Raw genomic sequence first — 21,276 nt, 5'->3', positions numbered from 1 at the left:
CGCATGATAATTCGGTAAGATTCCGTCCGTGCGGCCTGTGCTGCACGTCTTTTGTATGGGCGGTCATGCGTTATGAAAATTCACGAATACCAGGGTAAAGAGATATTGCGGCAGTTCGGCGTGCCGACGCCGCGTGGCAGCGCCTGTTTCAGCGTCGACGAGGCGGTCGTGGCGGCGCAAGAATTGGGCGGCGAGGTGTGGGTGGTGAAAGCTCAGATCCACGCTGGCGGGCGCGGCAAGGGCGGCGGCGTGAAGGTGGCGAAGTCGCCCGACGAAGTGAGGCGTTACGCGCAGCAGATCCTCGGCATGCAGCTGGTGACGCACCAGACCGGGCCGGAAGGCCAGAAAGTGCGCCGTCTGCTGGTCGAGGAAGGTGCGCAGATCGCCAGGGAATTCTACGTTGGCATGGTGGTGGACCGTGTCGCGCAGCGCGTGGCGCTGCTGGCTTCCAGCGAGGGCGGCATGGAGATCGAGGAGGTCGCCAAACATTCGCCGGAGAAGATCATCACGGTGCGCATCGATCCGGTCGCCGGCTTGACGGATGCGGAAGCGGCGCAAACGGCACGTGCCATCGGCATCCCCGATGTGGCGAATGCGCAGGCGGTGGAGGTGTTGCAGGGTTTGTATCGCGCCTTTGTGGAGAAGGATGCGATGCTTGCCGAGATCAACCCGCTGATTCTGACGGCGGACGATCGTGTCGTCGCGCTCGATGCCAAGTTCAACTTCGATTCCAACGCGCTGTATCGCCATCCCGAGATCGTTGCCATGCGCGACCTCGACGAAGAAGATCCCGCCGAGATCGAAGCGTCGAAATTCGACCTGTCCTACATCTCGCTGGACGGCGATATCGGCTGTCTGGTGAACGGCGCGGGGCTGGCGATGGCGACCATGGACATCATCAAGCTGTATGGCGGGAATCCGGCCAACTTCCTGGATGTGGGCGGTGGCGCGACCACGGAGAAGGTGACCGAGGCGTTCAAGCTGATGCTGAAGAATCCCAATTTGAAGGCCATTCTGGTGAATATCTTCGGCGGTATCATGAAATGCGACGTGATCGCCGAAGGGGTGGTCGCGGCGGCGCGCGAGGTGCATCTGGCTGTGCCGCTGGTGGTGCGACTGGAAGGGACCAACGTCGAGTTGGGCAAGAAGATACTGGCCGAGTCCGGCTTGCCCATCATCTCCGGCAACGACATGGCGGATGCGGCAGCGAAAGTGGTGAATGCCGCAAGGGGCGAGCAATGAGCATCCTCATCAACAAAGACACAAGAGTCATCACACAGGGCATGACCGGCAAGGTCGGCCAGTTCCATACCCAGCAATGCAAGGCATATGCGAACGGTGCGAACTGTTTCGTGGCGGGTGTGAACCCGAAGAAAGCGGGCGAGCAGTTCGAGGGCATCCCGGTGTATGCGACCGTGAAGGATGCGAAGGCGGCGACCGGCGCCACGGTATCGGTGATCTATGTGCCGCCATCCGGCGCGGCAGCGGCCATCGACGAAGCAGTGGAAGCCGACCTCGATCTGGTGATCTGCATCACCGAAGGCATTCCCGTGCACGACATGATCAAGACGCGCTACAGGATGCAGGGAAAAAGGACGGTTCTGATCGGGCCGAACTGCCCGGGTCTGATCACGCCCGACGAGATCAAGATCGGCATCATGCCCGGTCATATCCACAAGAAAGGGCGTATCGGCGTGGTGTCGCGTTCAGGTACGCTGACCTACGAGGCGGTCGGGCAACTCAGCGCGCTGGGCTATGGTCAGTCGTCCTGCGTGGGCATCGGCGGCGACCCGATCAACGGGCTGAAACACATCGATGTGATGAAGCTGTTCAACGGCGACCCGGACACCGATGCAGTGGTCATGGTGGGCGAGATCGGTGGCAGCGACGAGGAAGAATGCGCGCGCTGGATCAGGGCCAACATGGATAAGCCGGTGGTCGGCTTCATCGCGGGGATCACCGCCCCGCCGGGCAAACGCATGGGCCATGCCGGTGCGATCATCTCGGGCGGACAGGGTGGCGCCAACGAGAAGCTGGCGGTGATGGAGGAATGCGGCATCCACATCACGCGCAACCCGGCGGAGATGGGGCGCGTGATGCAGAACATCCTGAAAGGCTGATCATGCTGGAAATGATGCAGACCCCCCAGTTCTGGGTGGATGTCTTGAAGATCATCATGATCGACCTGCTGCTGTCGGGCGACAACGCGGTGGTGATCGCGCTGGCCTGCCGAAACCTGCCGGAGGCGCAGCGCAGAAAAGGCATCATGTACGGTGTGGGCGGCGCGATCGGTCTGCGCATCGTGCTGACCTTTTTTGCGGTCGGCTTGCTGTCGCTTCCGTATCTGAAGCTGGTCGGTGCGCTGCTGCTGTTATGGATCGGCATCAAGCTGATCCTGCCCGAAGATGAGACGCACGGTGAAGGCAGCATCAAGGCCGAGGGGCATCTTTGGGGAGCGGTGAAGACCATCATCATCGCCGATTTCGTGATGAGCCTGGATAACGTGCTGGGTGTGGCAGCCGTTGCAAAAGGGAGCGTGTTCCTGCTGGTGTTCGGTTTGTTGATCAGCATTCCGCTGATCGCGTGGAGCAGTCAACTGGTGCTGAAACTGATCGACCGCTATCCATTCATCATCTATGCGGGTGGCGCACTGCTGGGATATGTGGCGGGCGAGATGCTGGTGACCGAGGCCTTGTTCAAGGAGGTGGTCGAGGCGCATCACTCGCTACATCTGCTGGTGCCGATTGCCTGTGCGGTGTTCGTGCTGGCAATGGGGTGGTGGCTGGCGATGCGCAAGGCAGAGGCGATCAAGGCGGTCGATCTGGTGGATGAAAAGGTGTCCGTTGTCGCGGATGACAGATAGTGGGGATGACGATGAAGATATTGATTCCGGTGGATGGTTCAGCCAACGCGGAGCGCGCGGTGAATTGGGCAGTAGAACAGGTTGATAGGTTCAGGGAGCGTCCGCAATTGCTGTTGCTGAACGTGCAATGGAACGTGGCGGCGGGTAACGTGAAACTGTTCATCGACCAGCAGACCATAGACGGCTACTACCGTGAGCAGGGGTTGGCCGCCTTGAGCACGGCCCGCGCGGCGCTGGACGCCGCAAAGCTGCCATACCAGTACCACATCAGCATCGGTACGCCGGCTGAGGCGATCACGCAATATGCGCGTGAGCAGGGAGTGGATCAGATCGTCATGGGCAGGCGTGGACAAGGTGGGTTGCAGGCCCTGCTGCTGGGTTCGGTGGTGAACAAGGTGTTGCATCTGGCTGATTGTCCGGTACTTCTGGTCAAATGACCAACGCGCGATCTGGTTTTTCGATGTAGGTCGGGTTATCTAGATAATTCGTAATAAATCGAAAGGATTATGGTGTGTTTATGCGAAATACTTTAATATCTGCGGCGTAATCTGCTTATCGGGAAGTATTCAGGGGGGGATTGATGGGTAAGTGGTCGTTCTGGCGGAAGGACTGGTTTGTTGGTCTGCTGGTCGCGCTGGCATTTCTGCTGGGTGCGAATACCGACCTGATGCAGAGTCTGGAGCGCAAGGCTTATGACTGGGGAGTGCAGGTCTCTTCCCGCACGCCGAGTGACAAGATCGCAGTGATCGCGATCGATGACCAGAGCATCGCCAATCTGGGGCGCTGGCCATGGCCGCGCGAGACGCATGCGAAGATGGTGGACATCCTGGCATCGGGCCATGCGAAAGTGGTCGGTCACACAGCCTTTTTCTTCGAACCCCAGGTGGATCCTGGTCTTGAATATATCTACATGATTGCCGACGTGCTGGGCAAGGCTTCGTTGCTTGACCCGGCCCCGGTGGTTGCCATCAATCCCGAAAGTGCGGTCGGCACGCCCGGAACCCTCGAAGATGAAGCGGTGGCGGCCACGTCCGAACCGTCGCCGCTGGATGCGTTATTGCTGGAGGCGGCACGGAGTCTCAATAATGACCAGAAGCTCAGCGACAGCATGGCCAGTGCGAACAATGTCCTGTTGGCGATGTTCTTTGATCTGGGCGAACCGCAAGGCCGGCCGGATCAGCCGCTGCCGGACTATGTGCTGGCCAACACCCTCAGCAACGTCAACGATGCCAGCGGAAGCGGTGCGTTCCCGTTGCCTTCGCTGGGTGTGTGGCCGCCTATTCCTTCGCTGGGCGGAAAAGCGCTGGCCATCGGCCATTTGAACAGTTCCCCGGATGTCGATGGCGCGGTGCGCACCGAGCCGCTGGTGGTGGGCTACTACGACCAGTATTATCCATCCCTGTCGTTGATGCTTGCCGCAAAGAGCCTCAATCTCGATCCCAAGGACATCCAGGTCAGCCTGGGTGAAGGCGTGCAACTGGGCAACCAGAAGATCGCAACCGACCCCGCCTTGCAGATGCACACCTATTTCTACAAAGACAAGGACGGGCGTCCGGCATTCCCGGTGGATTCGTTCTACGACGTATTCACCGGCAAGATTCCCGCAGAGAAGTATCGCGACAAGATTGTGCTGATCGGTGCGACGGCGGCCGGGGTGGGCACGCCGCAAGTGACGCCGATCTCTCCGGGCATGGATCCCGTCGTAACTCTGGCGCACTCGGTCTCAAGCATCCTCAAGGGCGACTTCTTCGTTACGCCGGGCTGGGCGCTGATGGCGGAGATGGGCGTGTTCCTGTTGGTGGCGATGTATCTGACCCTGCTGCTGCCGCGCCTGAATGCATTGATCGGCGCAGGCGTCACCGGGGTGCTGTTTGTGGTGCTGCTGGGCGCGCATTTTGTATTGATGACGACGCAGGCGATGTGGCTGCAACTGATGCTGCCCGCGACCTTGCTGCTGATCGGCCACGCGCTGCTGACGACCAAACGGTTCCTGATGACCGAAAAGGGCAAGCAGAAGTCGGATGCCGATTCCGCAGAAAGTAACCGCATGCTCGGCCTCGCATTCCAGGGGCAGGGCCAGCTGGATATCGCGTTCGACAAGTTCCGCAAAGTGCCGATCGACGACAGCCTGATGGAGGTGCTGTACAACCTGGGGCTGGATTTCGAGCGCAAGCGCCAGTTCAACAAGGCCGAATCGGTGTTCAAGTACATGTCCGCATACAACGCCAAGTTCCGCGATCTGGAACAGCGGCTGGCTCAGGCCAAGGAGATGTCGGAGACCGTCATACTGGGCGGCGGCGGTGGCGGACGCACCAATTCCAGTACCATGGTGCTGGACAAGGCGGGCGTTTCCAAGCCGATGCTGGGTCGTTATGAGATCGAGAAGGAGTTGGGCAAAGGGGCGATGGGTGTCGTGTATTACGGCAAGGATCCCAAGATCGGACGGGTGGTGGCGATCAAGACCATGGCCTTGGCGCAAGAGTTCGAGCCCGACGAACTTGCAGATGTGAAGGAGCGCTTCTTCCGCGAGGCCGAAACGGCGGGCCGCCTCAACCACCCGAACATCGTGTCGATCTACGATGCGGGCGAGGAGCATGACCTGGCCTATATTGCGATGGAATTCCTCAAGGGCAAGGACCTGGTTCCCTATACCAAGGCGGCTAATCTGCTGCCTTTGCCCCAGGTGTTGAGCATCATCGCGCGCGTTGCGGAGGCGCTGGACTATGCGCACAAACAGAACGTGGTGCACCGCGACATCAAGCCGGCCAACATCATGTACGATCCGGATACGGACACGCCCAAAGTGACCGACTTCGGCATCGCACGCATCACCGATTCAAGCAAGACCAAGACCGGCATGGTGCTGGGCACTCCCTCCTACATGTCGCCGGAGCAACTGGCCGGCAAGAAAATCGAGGGTCATTCCGACCTGTTCTCGCTGGGTGTGAGCCTGTATCAACTGGCTTGTGGTAAGCTCCCGTTCGAGGGGGATTCGATGGCGCAACTGATGTACCGTATCGCCAACGAGCCGCATGCTGATATTCTTGGCGTCAAGGCGGATTTGCCGCCTTGTCTGGTTGCGATCATCAACAAATCGCTGGCCAAGCAGATTGAAGATCGTTATGTCAATGGCACGGAGATGGCTGAGGCGTTGCGGCAATGCGCGGCCAGTTTACAGGGGTAATAACCATGAAGATTACGGAGGCGTTGGAAATCGTCAGCCAGACCAGTCCCGGGATGGTCCGTTCGCACAACGAGGATAGCGTAACGTATGACGCCGGATGCGGGTTGGTGGTGCTGGCGGACGGCATGGGTGGTTACAATGCGGGCGAAGTGGCGAGCGGAATCGCGGTTTCGGTGACCGCCACCGAGATCGCACATCGTCTGGAGAATGACAGCCCGACCAGTCGCGACGGAGACAGCGGGGAAGAGCTGGGAGTGATATTGCTGCGCGACAATATCAAAAAAGCCAATGCGTCCATCTACCATGCTTCGCAAAGCCAGCCTCAATATGCCGGCATGGGGACGACCGTCGTTTCCGGCCTGTTCTATGATAATCGCGTGGCTGTCGGGCATGTGGGCGATTCGCGCATGTACCGGTTGCGCGGTGAAGCGCTGGAAACGATCACCCGCGATCATTCGTTGCTGCAGGAGCAGATCGACAGCGGAATGATCAGCGCGGCGGATGCGCGTAATTCCAAAAACAAGAATCTGGTGACACGCGCAGTCGGGATCGATGCCGAGGTGGAGCCCGAGATCAATGTGTATGACGTGCAGGTGGGGGATATTTACCTGTTGTGTTCGGATGGCCTGAACGACATGGTCGAGGATGATGACATCCAGTCCATGCTGTATTCGATGCAGGGCAATTTGCCTCTTGCTGCGGAGCAGTTGATACAGGCCGCGAACGACAACGGTGGCCGTGATAATGTTTCGGTGATCCTGGTCAAGGTGAAAGGCGAATTCGTCGCGCCGCGCGGTTGGTTGGAACGATTGCTCAATTGGTTGATGAAATAATATTAGTAAGAGGGTCACGACTATGACTGCAAAATTGATACTTAGCATGGACGGTGTGGTGGTGAAGGAGTATCCGCTGAACAAGGAACGCATGACCATCGGGCGCAAGGCGCATAACGATATCGTCATCGACAACCTGGCAGTGAGCGGTGAGCATGCCGCGATCGTCACCATCCTGCATGATTCTTTCCTTGAGGATCTGGACAGTACCAACGGTCTGGAAGTGAACGGGACCGCCACCAAGAAGCACTTTCTGCAGAACAACGACCTGATCGAGATCGGTAAATACAAGCTGAAATACATCAACGACCAGGTCAGTCCGGCCAGTTCGGACGATTTCGAGAAAACCATGGTGATCCGTGCGCCCATCAAGCAGGCCGGTTCCGGAGTGGAAAAAGCCGGCGAGATCGTCAAACCGGCGGGTACCGGGGATGCTGCCGCAAAGCCAGGCGCGCAACCGCCTGCTGCCGCGCCCGCACCGCAGGCCGCTCCCCAGGCCGCCCCCCAAGCCGCAGCAGTGCAGATATTGACCGGCCCCAATGCGGGCAAGGAACTCGAACTGGTCAAGAACCTGACGACGCTGGGTAAGCCGGGCGTGCAGGTCGCCGTGCTTACGCGCCGCCCGCATGGCTTCTTCATCACCCATGTCGAGGGTGCGCAACATCCATCGGTGAACGGGCAGGCATTGAGCGATCAGCCGCATCAATTGCAGGATCATGATGTGATCGAGTTGGCGGGAGTGAAGATGGAGTTTTATTTCAAGGGCTGACACGGCTCTCATGGGCGGGAGTACGGGGCTTGTATTTTCGTCCAGTCATAATTAAGGGAGCGGAGTGAAAAAGAACGCAATCTTGATTGGGCTTGGACTGATGGTGGTCCTGTTCTTCGCGGGCAACGCTGCCGGTTTCTACCAGCTGCACTTTATCGATCGCCTGTCATCCATCCTGTATGACTACCGTCTGCAGCTGACCATGCCGCGCACGGTGGATGAACGCATCGTCATCCTCGACATAGACGAAAAAAGCCTGAAGGAGGAGGGGCGCTGGCCGTGGGGCCGTGACCGCCTGAGCCTGTTGCTGGACAAGCTGTTCGACAAGCACGGCATCGCGGTGCTCGGTTTTGACGTGGTGTTCGCCGAAAAAGACGAGAGTTCCGGGCTTCGGGTACTGCAGAAGATCGGGCAAAACCAGCTCAAGGGCGACGCGCAGTTCCAGGCAACCTTGGCGCAGTTGCAGCCGCAGCTCGAATACGACGCCCTGTTCGCCAGCAAGATCAGGAACCGCAACGTGGTGTTGGGGTATTACCTGACCGATCAGGGCGACAGCAACACATCCGGCGTGTTGCCCGAGCCGGTGTTCCCGGCGGGCACGTTCAAGGGGCGACCGATCACGTTTACCCGATGGAACGGATACGGCGCCAACCTGCCGGAATTGCAGCAGGCGGCGGCCAGTGCCGGGCACTTCAATCCTCTGGTGGATGCGGACGGTGAGGTGCGCCGCGTGCCGATGGTGGTGGAATATGCTGGCGCATATTACGAGTCGCTGTCTCTGGCGATGGTGCGCACCCTGCTGGGGCACCCTGGATTGCTTCCTGTTTTGGAGGATACGACCGGAGGTTATGCCGGTCTGGAATGGCTGGAACTGGATGGAGTCGGTGGCAAGCTGAGGATCCCCGTCGATAGCGATGTGGCGGCCTTTGTGCCATACCGCGGTCCGCAAGGCAGCTTCCGCTATATATCTGTTGCGGACGTGCTGCACGACCGCGTGGATGTCGCGCAGCTCAAAGACAAGATCGTGTTGCTGGGCACGACTGCTCCGGGCTTGCTGGATATGCGCGCCACACCGGTGGCCGAGGTCTATCCGGGAGTGGAGATCCATGCCAACGTGATATCCGGCATTCTCGATCAGGATATGAAGGAGCACCCGGCTTATATGCCTGTTGCTGAAGCCGCCTGGCTGCTGCTGATCGGCATCGGTCTGAGTCTCCTGTTGCCGTTGCTGAGCCCTGCCAGGGCCATCCTGGTTTCGCTATTCCTGCTGGCAATCACGCAGGGAATGAGCCTGACGCTGTGGCACTACGGCAATTTGCTGTTCCCGGTAGCGAACAGCCTGCTGATGATCTCGCTGCTGTTTGCGCTGGCCATGTCATACGGTTACTTCGTCGAGTCGCGCACCAAGCACCAGATCACCCACCTGTTCGGGAAATATGTTCCGGCCGAGCTGGTCGACGAGATGAGCAAACACCCGGAACAGGTGGTGTCGATGGAAGGCGAGAGCCGCGAGATGACCATCCTGTTTTCCGATGTGCGCGGTTTTACCACCATCTCGGAGGGGCTGGACCCGAAAGAGCTGAGCCAGTTGATGAACGAGTTCCTGACGCCGCTGTCGCGTGTGATCTCGAAATATCATGGCAAGGTGGATAAATACATGGGCGACTGCATCATGGCATTCTGGGGTGCGCCGAATCCTCTGCCCGATCATGCGCGCAATGCCATACTGGCGGGCCTAGAGATGCAATCGACCCTGGCGGCCTTGCAGCCGCACTTCAAGGAACGCGGCTGGCCGGAGATCCATGTCGGGGTGGGCATCAATAGCGGCCGTGTCAGTGTCGGCAACATGGGTTCGGAGGTGCGCGTCGCTTACACGGTGATGGGCGACGAGGTGAATCTGGCTTCACGCCTTGAAGGGATCACCAAACAATATGCGGTGGGTATCATCGTAGGCGAGAACACCCGGAACGCGGTCACTGATTTTGTCTATCGTGAACTTGACCATGTCCGAGTAAAAGGTAAAGATAAGCCCGTGGCGATCTATGAGCCGATCGGATTGGCCGGCGAAGTGGGCAAAGACCTGCTCGACGAGATCAAGTTGTTCCATGAAGTGCGCCGCCTGTATCGCAAGCAGGATTGGGATCAGGTCGAGCTGCAACTGATGAACCTGCAGCGCATGTCGCCGGATACGGGGTTGTACAAGATATATGCCGAACGCGCTGCCTATTTCCGCAAGCATCCGCCGGCAGCAGATTGGGACGGCGTGTATGTGTTCGAGACAAAATAGCAAAGGCTGACGAACGATGAAACTCAGAATATTGGGGTGTAGCGGCGGGATTGGTGTGAATCTCCGCACGACTTCGTTCCTGCTCGATCAGGACATATTGATCGATTCGGGCACCGGCGTGAATGAACTCAGCCTGACCGAACTTACGCTGATCGACCATGTTTTCATCACGCACTCGCATCTCGACCATATTGCCTGCCTTCCGTTCATCGTGGACAGCGTCGGGTTCATGCGGGATCGCCCGCTGACCATCCATGCCACCGAAGAAACGCTGGATATCCTCAAGCAGCATATCTTCAACTGGAAGATATGGCCGGATTTCAGCGAGATACCCAATGCGCAGCAGCCGATCATGCGCTACCAGCCGATGGTGCTGGGCGAGACCATCGTGCTGGACGGGCGCAGGATCACTTCGTTGCCGGCCAATCATACCGTTCCGGCGGTGGGTTACCGCCTCGACAGCGGCCATTCCAGCCTGGTGTTCAGCGGCGACACCTTTACCAATGACAGCTTCTGGGAGGTAGTGAACAAGATCGAGAATTTGCGCTACCTGATCATCGAGACCGCATTCTCGAACAGCGAGAAAGAACTGGCGGTGCTCTCCAAGCATTTGTGCCCCAGCCTGCTGGCTGAAGAGCTGGCCAAGTTCAAGCTGGATGCGAAGGTCTTTATCACCCATCTCAAGCCGGGCGAGCTCGAGGTGACCATGTCCGAGATCGAGAGTTGCGTGGAAAGAGTGCGCCCCACGATGTTGCAGAACAATCAAGTGTTCGAGTTCTGAGGAACCAGCGATGGCCTATGCACTGGATATCAAGGTGCTTGCGGGACTGGAGCCCATCTCCACGTTCAATCCGGCACGCTTGCGCGAATTGCTCGATTATTGCCACATCGAGACGGTTGCGCAGGGCGACGATCCGTTCAAGGTCAACGGATTGACCGGCCAGTCGGTTTATCTGGTGCATGGCGAGATCGAGCTCGTATATCAGGATGGCAACCGGGTGGTGGTCAATGCCCAATCGGAGTGGGCCAAGCATCCGCTGGGCAAGCGCCAGCCGTATATCGTTTCGGCCAGGGCGTTGAGCGAAAGCCACCTGCTGCGGATCGACGACGAATTGCTGGATCGCATGGTGACGCTGGACCAGTTCTCGCAACATGATTCGACCGGGGCCGGTTATGTCGCGAGCACGGAGGCAGCGCAGGCAGAGGTTTCGGCCAGCATCAAGCGATTGCTGAGTTCCAACATGTTCAGCGCGGACAACCTGAAGAACGGGCCGCTGGCGCACCTGCCGATGGCGAACATCAGCGCGCTGTTGCAGCGCGTCGAGGCGATCGCGGTGCTGGCCGGGGAGGTCATCATCCGCGAAGGGGACGAAGGGGATTACTATTACCTGATCGACAGCGGTCGCGCGCAGGTGACGCGGCGCGTGGGCGGGGTGGACATGCAACTGGCCGAGCTGAAGTCCGGCGACGTGTTCGGCGAAGAAGCGCTGGTATCCGGCGTCAAGCGCAATGCGACCGTCACGATGAAATCAGGCGGTGTGTTGTTGCGCATCGGGCGGCAGGATTTCCTGTCGCTGCTGCAGGAACCGCTGCTGCACAAATTGAGCTACGAACAGGCCAGGCAGAAAATCGCCGAGGGCGCGATCTGGCTGGACGTGCGTCATCCGCCGGAATACCGGTACGATCGTCTGCAGGGCGCGATGAACGTGCCGCTGAACGACATACGCAATGCGATCGGGGTGTTGGACCGCGGCAAGGAATATATCGCCTACTGCCAGAGCGGACGGCGCAGTTCGGCCGCCGCGTTCATTCTGGCGCAGGCCGGATATGACGTATACGTTCTGGATGGCGGATTATGGTCGGTGCCGAGGTCGGCGCCGCAGTGATGAGATGACACAGGTAAGGGAGTGGGAATGAGTACAGTGATGGCGGCCAATGCTGCGGCAGGAAATAGTGGTGAAATGAGCCTGAAGCTCGAGTTCACCAAGAACCTCAACCATGTCACCAACAAGATCCATGCCACCAGCAACATCGACGAGATCATGCTGGATGTCAGCAAGGACATCTGCGCATTATTCAATGCGGATCGCCTGACCATTTACGTGCTGGGCGAGGATAACGCTTCGCTGGTTTCAAAGGTCAAGACCGGCCTGAACTCCTTCAAGGATCTCAAGCTGCCCATCGCGGAGCAGAGCGTCGCCGGCTACGCGGCGATGCACAAGAAGATGCTCAACATCAAGGATGTCTACGACGAAAAGGAGTTGGCTGCCTACAGCACCCATCTGCGCTTCCTGCAAGAGGTGGACAAACGTACCGGATACCGCACCAAGCAGATGCTGGTCGCGCCCATCCTGGATGCCGGCACCGGCGATCTGGTCGGAGTCATCCAGGTCATCAACAACAAGGCGGGCGTCCCTTTCACGGGGATGGTCGAGGAGGGCGTGCAGGAGCTGGCACAGACCATGGCGGTCGCGTTGCGCCAGCGCCAGCAGAACAGCACCGTCAAGACCAAGTACGACTATCTGGTCTCCGACGCGGTACTGTCGGCGGCCGAGTTCGAACTGGCGACCCGCACCGCGCGACGCAAGGGCATCGACATCGAAGAAGTGCTGATCGACGAATTCCAGGTCACCATTCCCGCCCTGGGCAAGGCGCTGTCCAGTTTCTTCGGTGTGCCTTATGAGCCCCACAAATCCGACCGGATCAAACCGTCCGACCTGCTGAAGAACCTGAAGCGCGAGTATGTCGAGAGCAGCCACTGGATCCCGATCGAGGAAACTCAGGAAGGGCTGGCGATCCTGACCACCGATCCGGAGCGCATCCAGGCCTCGCGGGTGGTCAACAACATCTTCCCGAAGAACCGGTTGGTCTACAAGGTCTGTTCGCAGCGCGAATTCAAGCAGACGCTCGATCTGTTCTATGGCGGGGGCGGCGCGGACGCGACCGGCGGTTTCGCGGTGGACGATTCGTCCATGGACGACCTGTTGTCCAGCCTCGGCGGGGAAGACGAGGAAACTTCCACCGTCAGCCAGGACGATGTCAATGCGGCAGCCGACAACGAACTGGTCAAGCTGGTCAACAAGATCATCGTTGATGCCTACCGCATGGGCGCCTCGGACATCCACATCGAGCCGGGTCCGGGCAAGATGAAGACCCAGATCCGGGTGCGCAAGGACGGCTCGCTGATGAACTACATCGAGGTGCCGTCCACCTACCGCAATGCGCTGGTGACGCGCCTCAAGATCATGTGCGACCTGGATATCTCCGAGAAGCGCAAGCCGCAGGACGGCAAGATCAAATTCAAGAAATATGGCCCGCTGGACATCGAGTTGCGCGTGGCGACCCTGCCCTCGCAGGGCGGCGTCGAAGACGTGGTGATGCGTATCCTCGCTTCCGGCGAGCCGCTGCCGCTGGAAAAGATGGGCTTCTCGAAGCGAAACGATGAGCTGATCCGCGAGACGGTGAGCAAGCCGTACGGCCTGTTCTTCGTGTGCGGCCCGACCGGTTCCGGCAAGACCACCACGCTGCACTCCATCCTCAAATACATCAACACGCCGGACACCAAGATCTGGACGGCCGAGGACCCGGTGGAAATCACCCAGAAGGGTCTGCGCCAGGTGCAGATCAACAAGAAGGCCGGGCTGGATTTCGCCACGGTGATGCGCGCTTTCCTGCGCGCCGACCCGGACGTGATCATGGTCGGCGAGATGCGCGACAAGGAAACCGTGTCCATCGGCATCGAGGCCTCGCTGACCGGCCACCTGGTGTTCGCCACCCTGCACACCAACAGCGCGCCGGAATCGATCAACCGCCTGCTGGACATGGGCATGGACCCGTTCAACTTTGCCGATGCGCTGCTGGGCATCCTCGCGCAGCGTCTGGGCAAGCGCCTGTGCGGCGACTGCAAGAAGCCGCATATCGCGACGGCCGACGAGATGAAGGCGATGATCACCGAATACAGCATGGAGCTGCAGAACACCTCGTCGTGGAAGAAGGACCCGGCCGCCGAGGCCAAGAAGCTGTATGGCGAATGGGTCAAGCTGTTCGCCGACGAGAAGGGTCAGTTCACGTTGTACGGCCCGGTTGGCTGCGACAAGTGTTCGGGTACCGGCTACCGTGGCCGGGTGGGCCTGCACGAACTGCTGATCGGCAGCGATGCGGTGAAGAAGGCGATCCAGGAACATGCGCGCGTCGCCGAACTGCTGGCCATCTGCCTCGAGGACGGCATGCACACCCTGAAGCAGGACGGCATGGAGAAGGTGCTGCAAGGCATCACCGACATGCACCAGATACGGGCCGTCTGCATCAAGTAGGCCGATGGACGCTTCGGACACCCTGCGGCTGCGCCTCAAGGAACTCAACGAGATCGGCATCGCGCTGTCGCAGCAGCGCGACATCAACAGCCTGCTGGAAACCATCCTCGAGGCCGCCAGGCGCATCACCCATGCCGACGCCGGCACGCTCTATCTGCACGAGCCCGAGCAGCGCGTGCTGCGGTTCGAGATCCTGCGCAACGACTCGCTGAATATCGCGATGGGCGGTACCAGCGGCGTGCCGATCACCTTCTACCCGATCCATCTGTATGACGAGGCCGGGCAGCCCAACCATGCGATGGTGGTGAGCCACGCCGCGCTCAGCAGCGAAACGGTGAACATCCCGGATGCCTATGCGGCGGAGGGATACGACTTTTCCGGCACCAAGAAATTCGACGCCAAGACCGGCTACCGTTCGCAATCCTTCCTGACCGTGCCGATGCGCAACCACGAGGACGAGGTCATCGGGGTGCTGCAACTGATCAATGCGCAGGACCGGGGCAGCGGGGCGATCGTGCCGTTCTCCCGCGATGACCAGCAACTGGTGGAGTCGCTCGCCTCGCAGGCGGCGATCGCGCTGACCAACCGCCGCCTGATCGTGCAACTGGAAGAGCTGTTCGAATCCTTCATCCAGCTCATCAACACCGCGATCGACGACAAGTCGCCCTATACCGGCGGGCATTGCGAGCGCGTGCCGGTGCTGACCATGATGCTGGCCGAGGCGGTCAACCGCACCAAGAGCGGGCCGCTCAAGGACTTCGTGATGACCGACAAGGACCGGCGCGAACTGAAGATCGCCGGCCTGCTGCACGATTGCGGCAAGATCACCACGCCGGTGCATGTGGTGGACAAGGCCACCAAGCTGCATACCCTGTTCGATCGCATCGGGTTGGTGGATACGCGCTTCGAGGTGCTCAAGCGCGACGCCGAGATCGCCATGCTGCGCGCATTATCAAATCTCCCCTCTACCGCTTGCGGGATAACCAATGACTTGGCTGTCGTTGTTGGACAGCCTAGTCAGATGGCTAGTCGTTCCATCAGAGGGGTTGGGGGAGAGGGGAATGCTTCGGCGGATGCGGCGAAAATCCGTGCCGAATACGAAGCACGCATCCGGCAGCTCGACGACGACCGCGAGTTCCTGCGCCACTGCAACATCGGCGGCGAGAGGATGTCCGACGAAGATGTGGCGCGGGTGGAACGGATCGCCGCTTACCAGTGGCGCGATACGGATGGCAAGCCGGGCCGCTTCCTCAGCACCGACGAGGCGGAGAACCTGACCATCCGCGCCGGCACGCTGACCGCCGCGGAACGCGGCATCATCAACCACCACATCGATGTCACCATCAAGATGCTGGAAGCCCTGCCGTGGCCCAAGCACCTGCAGAACGTGCCGGAATATGCCGGCGGGCACCACGAGCGCATGGACGGCAAGGGCTATCCGCGCGGCCTGACACGCGAGCAGATGTCGGTGCAGGCGCGGGTCATGGGCATCGCCGACATCTTCGAGGCGCTGACCGCCAAGGACCGGCCCTACAAGGACGGCAAGACCCTGACCGAATCGCTGACCATCCTCGGCAAGTTCAAGCTCGGCGGGCATATCGATCCCGACCTGTTCGACGTGTTCATCCGCGAGAAGGTCTATCTCGACTACGCCCGGCAGTTCCTGTCGCCCGAGCAGATCGACGAGGTGGACCTGGGCGGGATACCGGGCGTGAACCCTGATTCGTAGGAGCGCAATTTATTGCGCGATTTGAACGGATCGCGCAATAAATTGCGCTCCTACACAGGCGGTTTCAGATTAATGGAATATCCGGGTTTGATCTGCGTCTCCATCAGCGTTTTACACAACCCGACTGACGAAAATCGTCACCCCGTTGACGGGATTGGTCTGTCCGTCCAGTTCGATATGCTCCCTGTTTCAGGATGGTGTTAATGGAAACATAGGGTTGCGATATTGGCACGGCTATTGCTGCATATCCAAGCGACACACGGCGTGTGTGTTCAATCCAATCTTATAAGGAGCTCTTATGAAGAACGTTCAAAAAGGTTTTACCCTGATCGAACTGATGATCGTGGTCGCGATTATCGGCATTCTGGCCGCTGTGGCGATCCCCGCTTACAGCGACTACACCAAGAAAGCCAAGGCGACCGAGCTGGTACAGGGTTCCGCATCGCTGAAGACCGCAGTGGAAGCCTGCGTGCAGGATACCGCCACGCTGACCGGTTGTACCGGCGGTTCCAACGCGATCCCGGCTGACCTGGATAGCCTCGACGCAGCCACGGCTGTTTCCGGCACCAAGATCATCAAGAGCAAGTCTACGGTTGACGGCGAGATCACCATCACTTCGACCACCGCTCTGCCCGATCCGGCCAACACTGCCCAGGGCATCACTTACATCCTGACCCCGTCGGAAGGTTCTGCCGGTCTGGCATGGACTTCTTCCGGTACTTGCGTGGACAACAACTGGTGTAAGTAAGCTGACTTGAGTTAGCTGCGAAGGCCGGGCCCTGCCCGGCTTTCGTTTTTGGCAGTTCCTGTTTTACCGAAGGAAGCACAACGATGAGGCGTTTCGTCGCATATCCGGTCGCGCTGTTCATTGCCGTCCTGGCGCTGTACGGGCAGTTCCTGTGGAACCCCATCGTGTTCGACGACCTGCCGTTCTTCACGCTGGACAGAAGCGGCGTGCAACCGGTCTCCAATTTCCATTTTTCCCCGATCAAGCTGCGTTCCCTGCCTTATGCCACACTGGCCTGGGGCAAGGATGCGTTCGGGCTGGACATGCTGCATTTCCGCATCGAGAACCTGCTGCTGCACGCGGCGGTGGCGGTCGCGCTGTTCTCCTTTCTGGCGCGGCTGTTCGACACGCTCTATGGGGCACGTGCCAGTTCATTGTTTAGTGCCCGTGCGCTGGCTTTCTGTGCGGCACTGCTGTTCGCGCTGCACCCGGTCGCGGTGTATGCCGCGGGTTATCTGGTGCAACGCTCCCTCGTGATGGCGACGCTGTTCAGCCTGCTGGCGATGCTGGCTTACCTGCACGGCAGCGTGCGGCAAAAGCCGCTGTGGCTGTGGGCCTGCGTGCCGCTCTATTATCTGGCGGTGTTCGCCAAGGAGCATGTCATCATGCTGCCGGCGGTGCTGCTGGCATTGACCATACTGCTGCATCAGGACTGGCGCGCAAAACTGCGCGAGCGCTGGAGGGTGTTCGCCGCGCTGGCCGCGATCGCCCTGTTCGTGGTCGCGATCAGGAAAGGTGTGATTGGCTCGGCCTACGAGATCTATGCGATGGAGATGCTGGAGGTCGATAACGAACTGAATTACCCGATGAGCGTGTTGACGCAATCGTGGCTGTTCTTCAAGTATGCCGGCCTGTGGTTGTTCCCCAATCCAGACTGGATGTCGGCCGACATGCGCGAACCTTTCGCGACTTCGTTCGCCTCGCCCTATCTGGCTGCCTTTGCGGCTTTCCTGATGTGGGGGGCGGGTGCTTTCTGGTTGTTGCTGCGGCGCGGACGGACGGGACTGCTCGGCTTCGCCCTGCTGTTCCCCTGGCTGATGTTCATGACGGAGTTTTCCACGATACGGGTGCAGGAGAGCTTCGTGCTGTATCGCAGCTATCTGTGGGCGGTGGGCGCCTGCGCGGTCATCCCGCTGCTGCTCGATGCGCTGGACAAGCAGATGGGGCGGGTCGTCGTCGCGGCGGTATGCCTGGCGTTGTTCCCGATCTCGATGGACCGGCTGGCCACTTTCTCCCATCCGCTGATGCTGTGGGACGACGCGGAAAAACTGGTGCACGGCAGGGACGACCTGCACGGCGCGTACCGCATCTATTACAACCGCGGGACGGAGCTGGTCAAGGCCGACGAGTACGACTACGCGATCCGGGACCTGAAGCGCGCGGTCTTCCTGAAGCCGGACTGGCCCTATCCGTACAACAACCTGGGGGCGGCCTACATGAAGAAGGAGCAATGGCGCGAGGCGGCGGACGCCTTCACGATGGCGATCGAGACCGCTTCGGCCAAGGGCATGGGCACGAACGCGAAAACGCACTATGGCCGGGCCATGGCCTATGGGTTCATGGGGGAGACGGAGAAGGCAAAACAGGATTACCAGATCAGCTGCCGCCGCCTCGGGAAAGGCTGCGAAAAGCTCTGAGCGTGCCGGTTTTCGTTATTGTCCGTGCGCGGCGGTCATCTCGCGCAGTTCCCGCAGATCACTTTCTATCGTGGACATCTGGTAGAAACTCCCGCCCGCCCGCTTGGCCATTTCCAGCTGCTCGATCGCGGCAACCAGGTTGCCCCGCCATGCGTAGCTGTAGGCCTGCGCCTGGTGCTGTTCCAGACGCTTGTCCAGCATCGCGTAGCCGCGCGCCTGCAGGCTGTAGAGCGTGGTATCGCTGGGGTGGCGGACGAGCTGTTCGCCGAGCAGCTTGACGGCGGTTTCGGCCTGACGGCTGTCCAGCAACAGGTCGGCGTAGTCGTAGATCAGCGCGCGGTGCTGCGGGAAGTTCTGCATGGCGGTGCGGTAGAACGCCAGCGCTTCGGCATTGTTGTTCGCGGCACGCTTGACCTGTCCGGCCAGCGTCTCGATCATCGGATTGCGGCCTGATTGCTTGCGCAATACCGCCAGTTCGCGCGCGGCGCGCGCGGGGTCATTGTTGCGCAGCAGCGCACTGACCAGTCCGTAGCGCTGCGCGACCGGGTTGCCGTGCTTCTTTTCGCCCAGCGCGTCGTTGAAGTAGGCGACGGCGTCCGGCGCGGTCTTTTGCGCGGCGATGAGCTTGGTGCGCACCAACTGGAAGTTCAGGCTGTCCGGAACCAGGCGGTAGGGCTGCTTGCTGACGCGGTTCTCGATGTCGGCGACCCGCTCGCTGGTGATCGGGTGGGTGCGCAAATAGCTCGGCGCGTTGCCTTCCAGCAGTCGGGTCGCACGTTGCAGCCGGTCGAGGAATTCCGGCATGGCATGGGTATTGAAGTTCGACTGTTGCAGGATCTCGAATCCGATGCGATCCGCTTCCTGTTCGTGGACGCGCGTGAAATCGAGCTGCTTCTGCATGGCGCGCGCCTGCGCGCTGACGATGGCCGCCTGCGAAGCCTGCGGGTTGTTGCGGGCGGCGAGGATGGCGATGGCGACGGCGGCCATCGAGGCGAGGCTGTCGCCCTGATGCCCGGCGACCATGCGCGCCAGATGGTGTTGCGTGACATGGGCGATCTCGTGGCTGAGCACGGCGGCCAGTTCGGATTCGCTTTGCGCGGTGAGCAGCAGTCCGGCATTCACGCCGATGAAGCCGCCCGGCATGGCGAAGGCGTTGACGTTGAAATCGTCGAGCGCGAAGAATTCGAAGCCGAGGCCGGGTTCGGCGCTGTATTCGACCAGCCGGTAGCCGAGCTGGTTGAGGTAGTCGTTGATCTCCGCGTCATCGAGGTACAGGCGGCTGGCGCGGATCTGCATCATGCTTTGCTGGCCGATCTGGCGTTCCTGTATCGGGTTGAGCACGGTCTGCGAGACGTCGCCCAGATCGGGCAGCCCCTCGCCCATGGCGCAGGGCGCAACACACAGCATCGACATCAGGATCAGTTTTCTCATGGCCGATATGATAGTTGTTTTCCGGCAGGGTTCACACGCCAATCGGGCCGCGCAAATGTTGCAGGATGTTTCAGTCTGGACTTTAAGCCGCATTGTGCGCAGAATTGCACCGTTTTTCACAGCATGCCCGGAAGGGCGGTCGGATGGACAAGATCGGAAAATATGAAGTCGTGCGCGAGCTCGGTACCGGCGCAACCAGCACCGTGTACCTCGCGACCGATCCGTTCAGCAAGCAGGCGGTCGCCATCAAGCTGTTCGACCTCAAGGCGTTGCGCGATACCAATCGTGCCAAGGTCTATCGCAAGCTGCTGATGACCGAGGCGTCGCTGGCCGGGAAGTTGTCCCACCCGCACATCGCGAGGATCTACGATGCGGTGATGGAGGGTAGCGTCAATTACATGGTGATGGAGTATGTCGAGGGCAGCACGCTGGAGCAGTATGCCGAGGTCGACAACCTGCTGCCGCTCAGCACCATCGCGGAGATCATCTACAAGTGCTGCAAGGCGCTCGAATATGCGCAGTACCAGGGGGTGATCCACCGCGACATCAAACCGGCGAATATCCTGTTGCAGGGCGAGACGAACATCAAGATCTCCGACTTCGGCTCGGCGGCGATCATGACCCAGCAGACCACCCAGGTCGCCGGGGTGGGGTCGCCGGCCTATATGTCGCCCGAGCAGATCAAGGAGCTGCAGCTGACCCACCAGACGGACATCTATTCATTGGGCGTGGTGATGTACAAGCTGTTGACCGGCAAGCTGCCGTTCGACGCCGGCAACAATTTCAGCATGATCTATCACATCCTCAACATCGAGCCCCCGCTGCCCAGCACGTTCCGCCCGGAGATCCCGCAGGAGCTGGATATGATCGTGCAGCGCGCGATGGAGAAGGACACGGGAAAGCGTTACCAGACCTGGGACGAGTTCGGGCGCGACATGGTCGGGTTCTTCAGCCATGCCGCCCCGACGCGGAACGAGATCTTCGATACCGAAAAGTTCGATACGTTGCGCGGACTGGCATTCTTCAGGAGTTTCAGCGACGTGGAGCTCTGGGAGGTGTTGCGCATCAGCGGGTGGCGCAAGGTTGCGGAATCGGAATATATTCTCCGCGATGGCGAGACCGGACGTTCGTTCTTCATCCTGGCGCAAGGCACGGTGCGCGTGGTCAAGCAGGGCCGGTTGCTGAGCCTGTTGCACAAGGGGGATTGCTTCGGCGAGATGGCCCACCTTTCCGAGCGCGACTTCAAACGCAGCACCGATGTGATCGCCAAGGATGACGTGATGTTGATCGAGATCAATCCGGACGTGCTGATGCACGCCACGACCGGTTGCCGGTTCCAGTTCGGCGACGCGTTCCTGCGCATGCTGGTGAAGCGTCTGGCTATGGCGAATACGCGCGTCTCGCACTTGCTGGCGGACCAGGATCAAACGAAATAAGGATGAA

General features: G+C 60.0%; 16 protein-coding genes. 15 read left to right on the top strand and 1 reads right to left on the bottom strand.

Annotation, left to right across the window (positions count from 1 at the left end; all coding sequences use genetic code 11):
• Window positions 1–72 precede the first annotated feature (72 nt).
• The 14 genes from sucC to IPM27_04665 all read left to right on the top strand — a co-directional run bounded on the left by sucC (window position 73) and on the right by IPM27_04665 (window position 18,402).
• Window positions 73–1,242: an ADP-forming succinate--CoA ligase subunit beta gene (sucC, locus tag IPM27_04730; protein MBK9160856.1), complete on the top strand. Its 1,170-nt coding sequence runs from the start codon at window positions 73–75 to the stop codon at window positions 1,240–1,242.
• Window positions 1,239–2,120, top strand: coding sequence for a succinate--CoA ligase subunit alpha (sucD, locus tag IPM27_04725; protein ID MBK9160855.1), 882 nt, complete (start codon window positions 1,239–1,241; stop codon window positions 2,118–2,120). The genes sucC and sucD overlap by 4 nt, the downstream gene beginning before the upstream one ends.
• A gap of 2 nt (window positions 2,121–2,122) precedes the next feature.
• Complete coding sequence (locus tag IPM27_04720; GenBank protein ID MBK9160854.1) at window positions 2,123–2,863, top strand: TerC family protein; 741 nt, start codon at window positions 2,123–2,125, stop codon at window positions 2,861–2,863.
• A gap of 11 nt (window positions 2,864–2,874) precedes the next feature.
• Window positions 2,875–3,300, top strand: coding sequence for a universal stress protein (locus IPM27_04715; protein MBK9160853.1), 426 nt, complete (start codon window positions 2,875–2,877; stop codon window positions 3,298–3,300).
• A gap of 143 nt (window positions 3,301–3,443) precedes the next feature.
• A complete protein-coding gene (locus IPM27_04710) occupies window positions 3,444–6,047 on the top strand; it encodes a CHASE2 domain-containing protein (protein MBK9160852.1) in 2,604 nt (867 codons plus the stop codon).
• Between the two features lie 5 nt (window positions 6,048–6,052).
• On the top strand, window positions 6,053–6,880 hold the full coding sequence (locus IPM27_04705) for a Stp1/IreP family PP2C-type Ser/Thr phosphatase (GenBank protein MBK9160851.1): 828 nt from the start codon (window positions 6,053–6,055) through the stop codon (window positions 6,878–6,880).
• A 22-nt stretch (window positions 6,881–6,902) separates the two neighbouring features.
• On the top strand, window positions 6,903–7,649 hold the full coding sequence (locus tag IPM27_04700) for an FHA domain-containing protein (protein ID MBK9160850.1): 747 nt from the start codon (window positions 6,903–6,905) through the stop codon (window positions 7,647–7,649).
• Between the two features lie 100 nt (window positions 7,650–7,749).
• Entirely contained in the window at window positions 7,750–9,936 is a 2,187-nt protein-coding gene (locus IPM27_04695; GenBank protein MBK9160849.1) for an adenylate/guanylate cyclase domain-containing protein, read from the top strand.
• Window positions 9,937–9,952: 16 nt separating this feature from the next.
• Window positions 9,953–10,717, top strand: coding sequence for a 3',5'-cyclic-nucleotide phosphodiesterase (locus IPM27_04690; GenBank protein ID MBK9160848.1), 765 nt, complete (start codon window positions 9,953–9,955; stop codon window positions 10,715–10,717).
• A gap of 10 nt (window positions 10,718–10,727) precedes the next feature.
• Window positions 10,728–11,822, top strand: a complete 1,095-nt coding sequence (locus IPM27_04685; protein MBK9160847.1) for a cyclic nucleotide-binding domain-containing protein — start codon at window positions 10,728–10,730, stop codon at window positions 11,820–11,822.
• A 39-nt stretch (window positions 11,823–11,861) separates the two neighbouring features.
• A complete protein-coding gene (gene tadA, locus IPM27_04680; protein MBK9160846.1) occupies window positions 11,862–14,249 on the top strand; it encodes a Flp pilus assembly complex ATPase component TadA in 2,388 nt (795 codons plus the stop codon).
• Window positions 14,250–14,253: 4 nt separating this feature from the next.
• On the top strand, window positions 14,254–15,978 hold the full coding sequence (locus IPM27_04675; protein ID MBK9160845.1) for a GAF domain-containing protein: 1,725 nt from the start codon (window positions 14,254–14,256) through the stop codon (window positions 15,976–15,978).
• A gap of 298 nt (window positions 15,979–16,276) precedes the next feature.
• Window positions 16,277–16,726, top strand: coding sequence for a prepilin-type N-terminal cleavage/methylation domain-containing protein (locus tag IPM27_04670; protein ID MBK9160844.1), 450 nt, complete (start codon window positions 16,277–16,279; stop codon window positions 16,724–16,726).
• Between the two features lie 83 nt (window positions 16,727–16,809).
• Window positions 16,810–18,402, top strand: coding sequence for a hypothetical protein (locus IPM27_04665; protein ID MBK9160843.1), 1,593 nt, complete (start codon window positions 16,810–16,812; stop codon window positions 18,400–18,402).
• Between the two features lie 15 nt (window positions 18,403–18,417).
• Here IPM27_04665 and IPM27_04660 read toward each other — a convergent pair whose 3' ends face one another.
• The gene (locus IPM27_04660) at window positions 18,418–19,833 is read right to left on the bottom strand and encodes a M48 family metallopeptidase (GenBank protein ID MBK9160842.1); all 1,416 of its coding nucleotides are present in this window, start codon (window positions 19,831–19,833) and stop codon (window positions 18,418–18,420) included.
• Window positions 19,834–19,976: 143 nt separating this feature from the next.
• Between IPM27_04660 and IPM27_04655 the strand changes: the two genes are divergently transcribed.
• Window positions 19,977–21,269, top strand: a complete 1,293-nt coding sequence (locus IPM27_04655) for a protein kinase (GenBank protein MBK9160841.1) — start codon at window positions 19,977–19,979, stop codon at window positions 21,267–21,269.
• Window positions 21,270–21,276: the final 7 nt, after the last annotated feature.

The sequence above is a fragment of the Nitrosomonadales bacterium genome, assembly GCA_016716325.1.
GTDB lineage: Bacteria > Pseudomonadota > Gammaproteobacteria > Burkholderiales > Gallionellaceae > Gallionella.
The sequence above is the reverse complement of the archived record's forward strand: the minus strand, read 5'-3'. Positions and strand labels throughout refer to the sequence as shown.

Excerpts from the sequence above, each read along its gene's own strand:
- sucC (MBK9160856.1), top strand. The coding sequence starts at position 73 with ATGAAAATTCACGAATACCAGGGTAAAGAGATATTGCGGCAGTTCGGC.
- sucD (MBK9160855.1), top strand. The coding sequence starts at position 1,239 with ATGAGCATCCTCATCAACAAAGACACAAGAGTCATCACACAGGGCATG.
- IPM27_04720 (MBK9160854.1), top strand. The coding sequence starts at position 2,123 with ATGCTGGAAATGATGCAGACCCCCCAGTTCTGGGTGGATGTCTTGAAG.
- IPM27_04715 (MBK9160853.1), top strand. The coding sequence starts at position 2,875 with ATGAAGATATTGATTCCGGTGGATGGTTCAGCCAACGCGGAGCGCGCG.
- IPM27_04710 (MBK9160852.1), top strand. The coding sequence starts at position 3,444 with ATGGGTAAGTGGTCGTTCTGGCGGAAGGACTGGTTTGTTGGTCTGCTG.
- IPM27_04705 (MBK9160851.1), top strand. The coding sequence starts at position 6,053 with ATGAAGATTACGGAGGCGTTGGAAATCGTCAGCCAGACCAGTCCCGGG.
- IPM27_04700 (MBK9160850.1), top strand. The coding sequence starts at position 6,903 with ATGACTGCAAAATTGATACTTAGCATGGACGGTGTGGTGGTGAAGGAG.
- IPM27_04695 (MBK9160849.1), top strand. The coding sequence starts at position 7,750 with ATGGTGGTCCTGTTCTTCGCGGGCAACGCTGCCGGTTTCTACCAGCTG.
- IPM27_04690 (MBK9160848.1), top strand. The coding sequence starts at position 9,953 with ATGAAACTCAGAATATTGGGGTGTAGCGGCGGGATTGGTGTGAATCTC.
- IPM27_04685 (MBK9160847.1), top strand. The coding sequence starts at position 10,728 with ATGGCCTATGCACTGGATATCAAGGTGCTTGCGGGACTGGAGCCCATC.
- tadA (MBK9160846.1), top strand. The coding sequence starts at position 11,862 with ATGGCGGCCAATGCTGCGGCAGGAAATAGTGGTGAAATGAGCCTGAAG.
- IPM27_04675 (MBK9160845.1), top strand. The coding sequence starts at position 14,254 with ATGGACGCTTCGGACACCCTGCGGCTGCGCCTCAAGGAACTCAACGAG.
- IPM27_04670 (MBK9160844.1), top strand. The coding sequence starts at position 16,277 with ATGAAGAACGTTCAAAAAGGTTTTACCCTGATCGAACTGATGATCGTG.
- IPM27_04665 (MBK9160843.1), top strand. The coding sequence starts at position 16,810 with ATGAGGCGTTTCGTCGCATATCCGGTCGCGCTGTTCATTGCCGTCCTG.
- IPM27_04660 (MBK9160842.1), bottom strand. The coding sequence starts at position 19,833 with ATGAGAAAACTGATCCTGATGTCGATGCTGTGTGTTGCGCCCTGCGCC.
- IPM27_04655 (MBK9160841.1), top strand. The coding sequence starts at position 19,977 with ATGGACAAGATCGGAAAATATGAAGTCGTGCGCGAGCTCGGTACCGGC.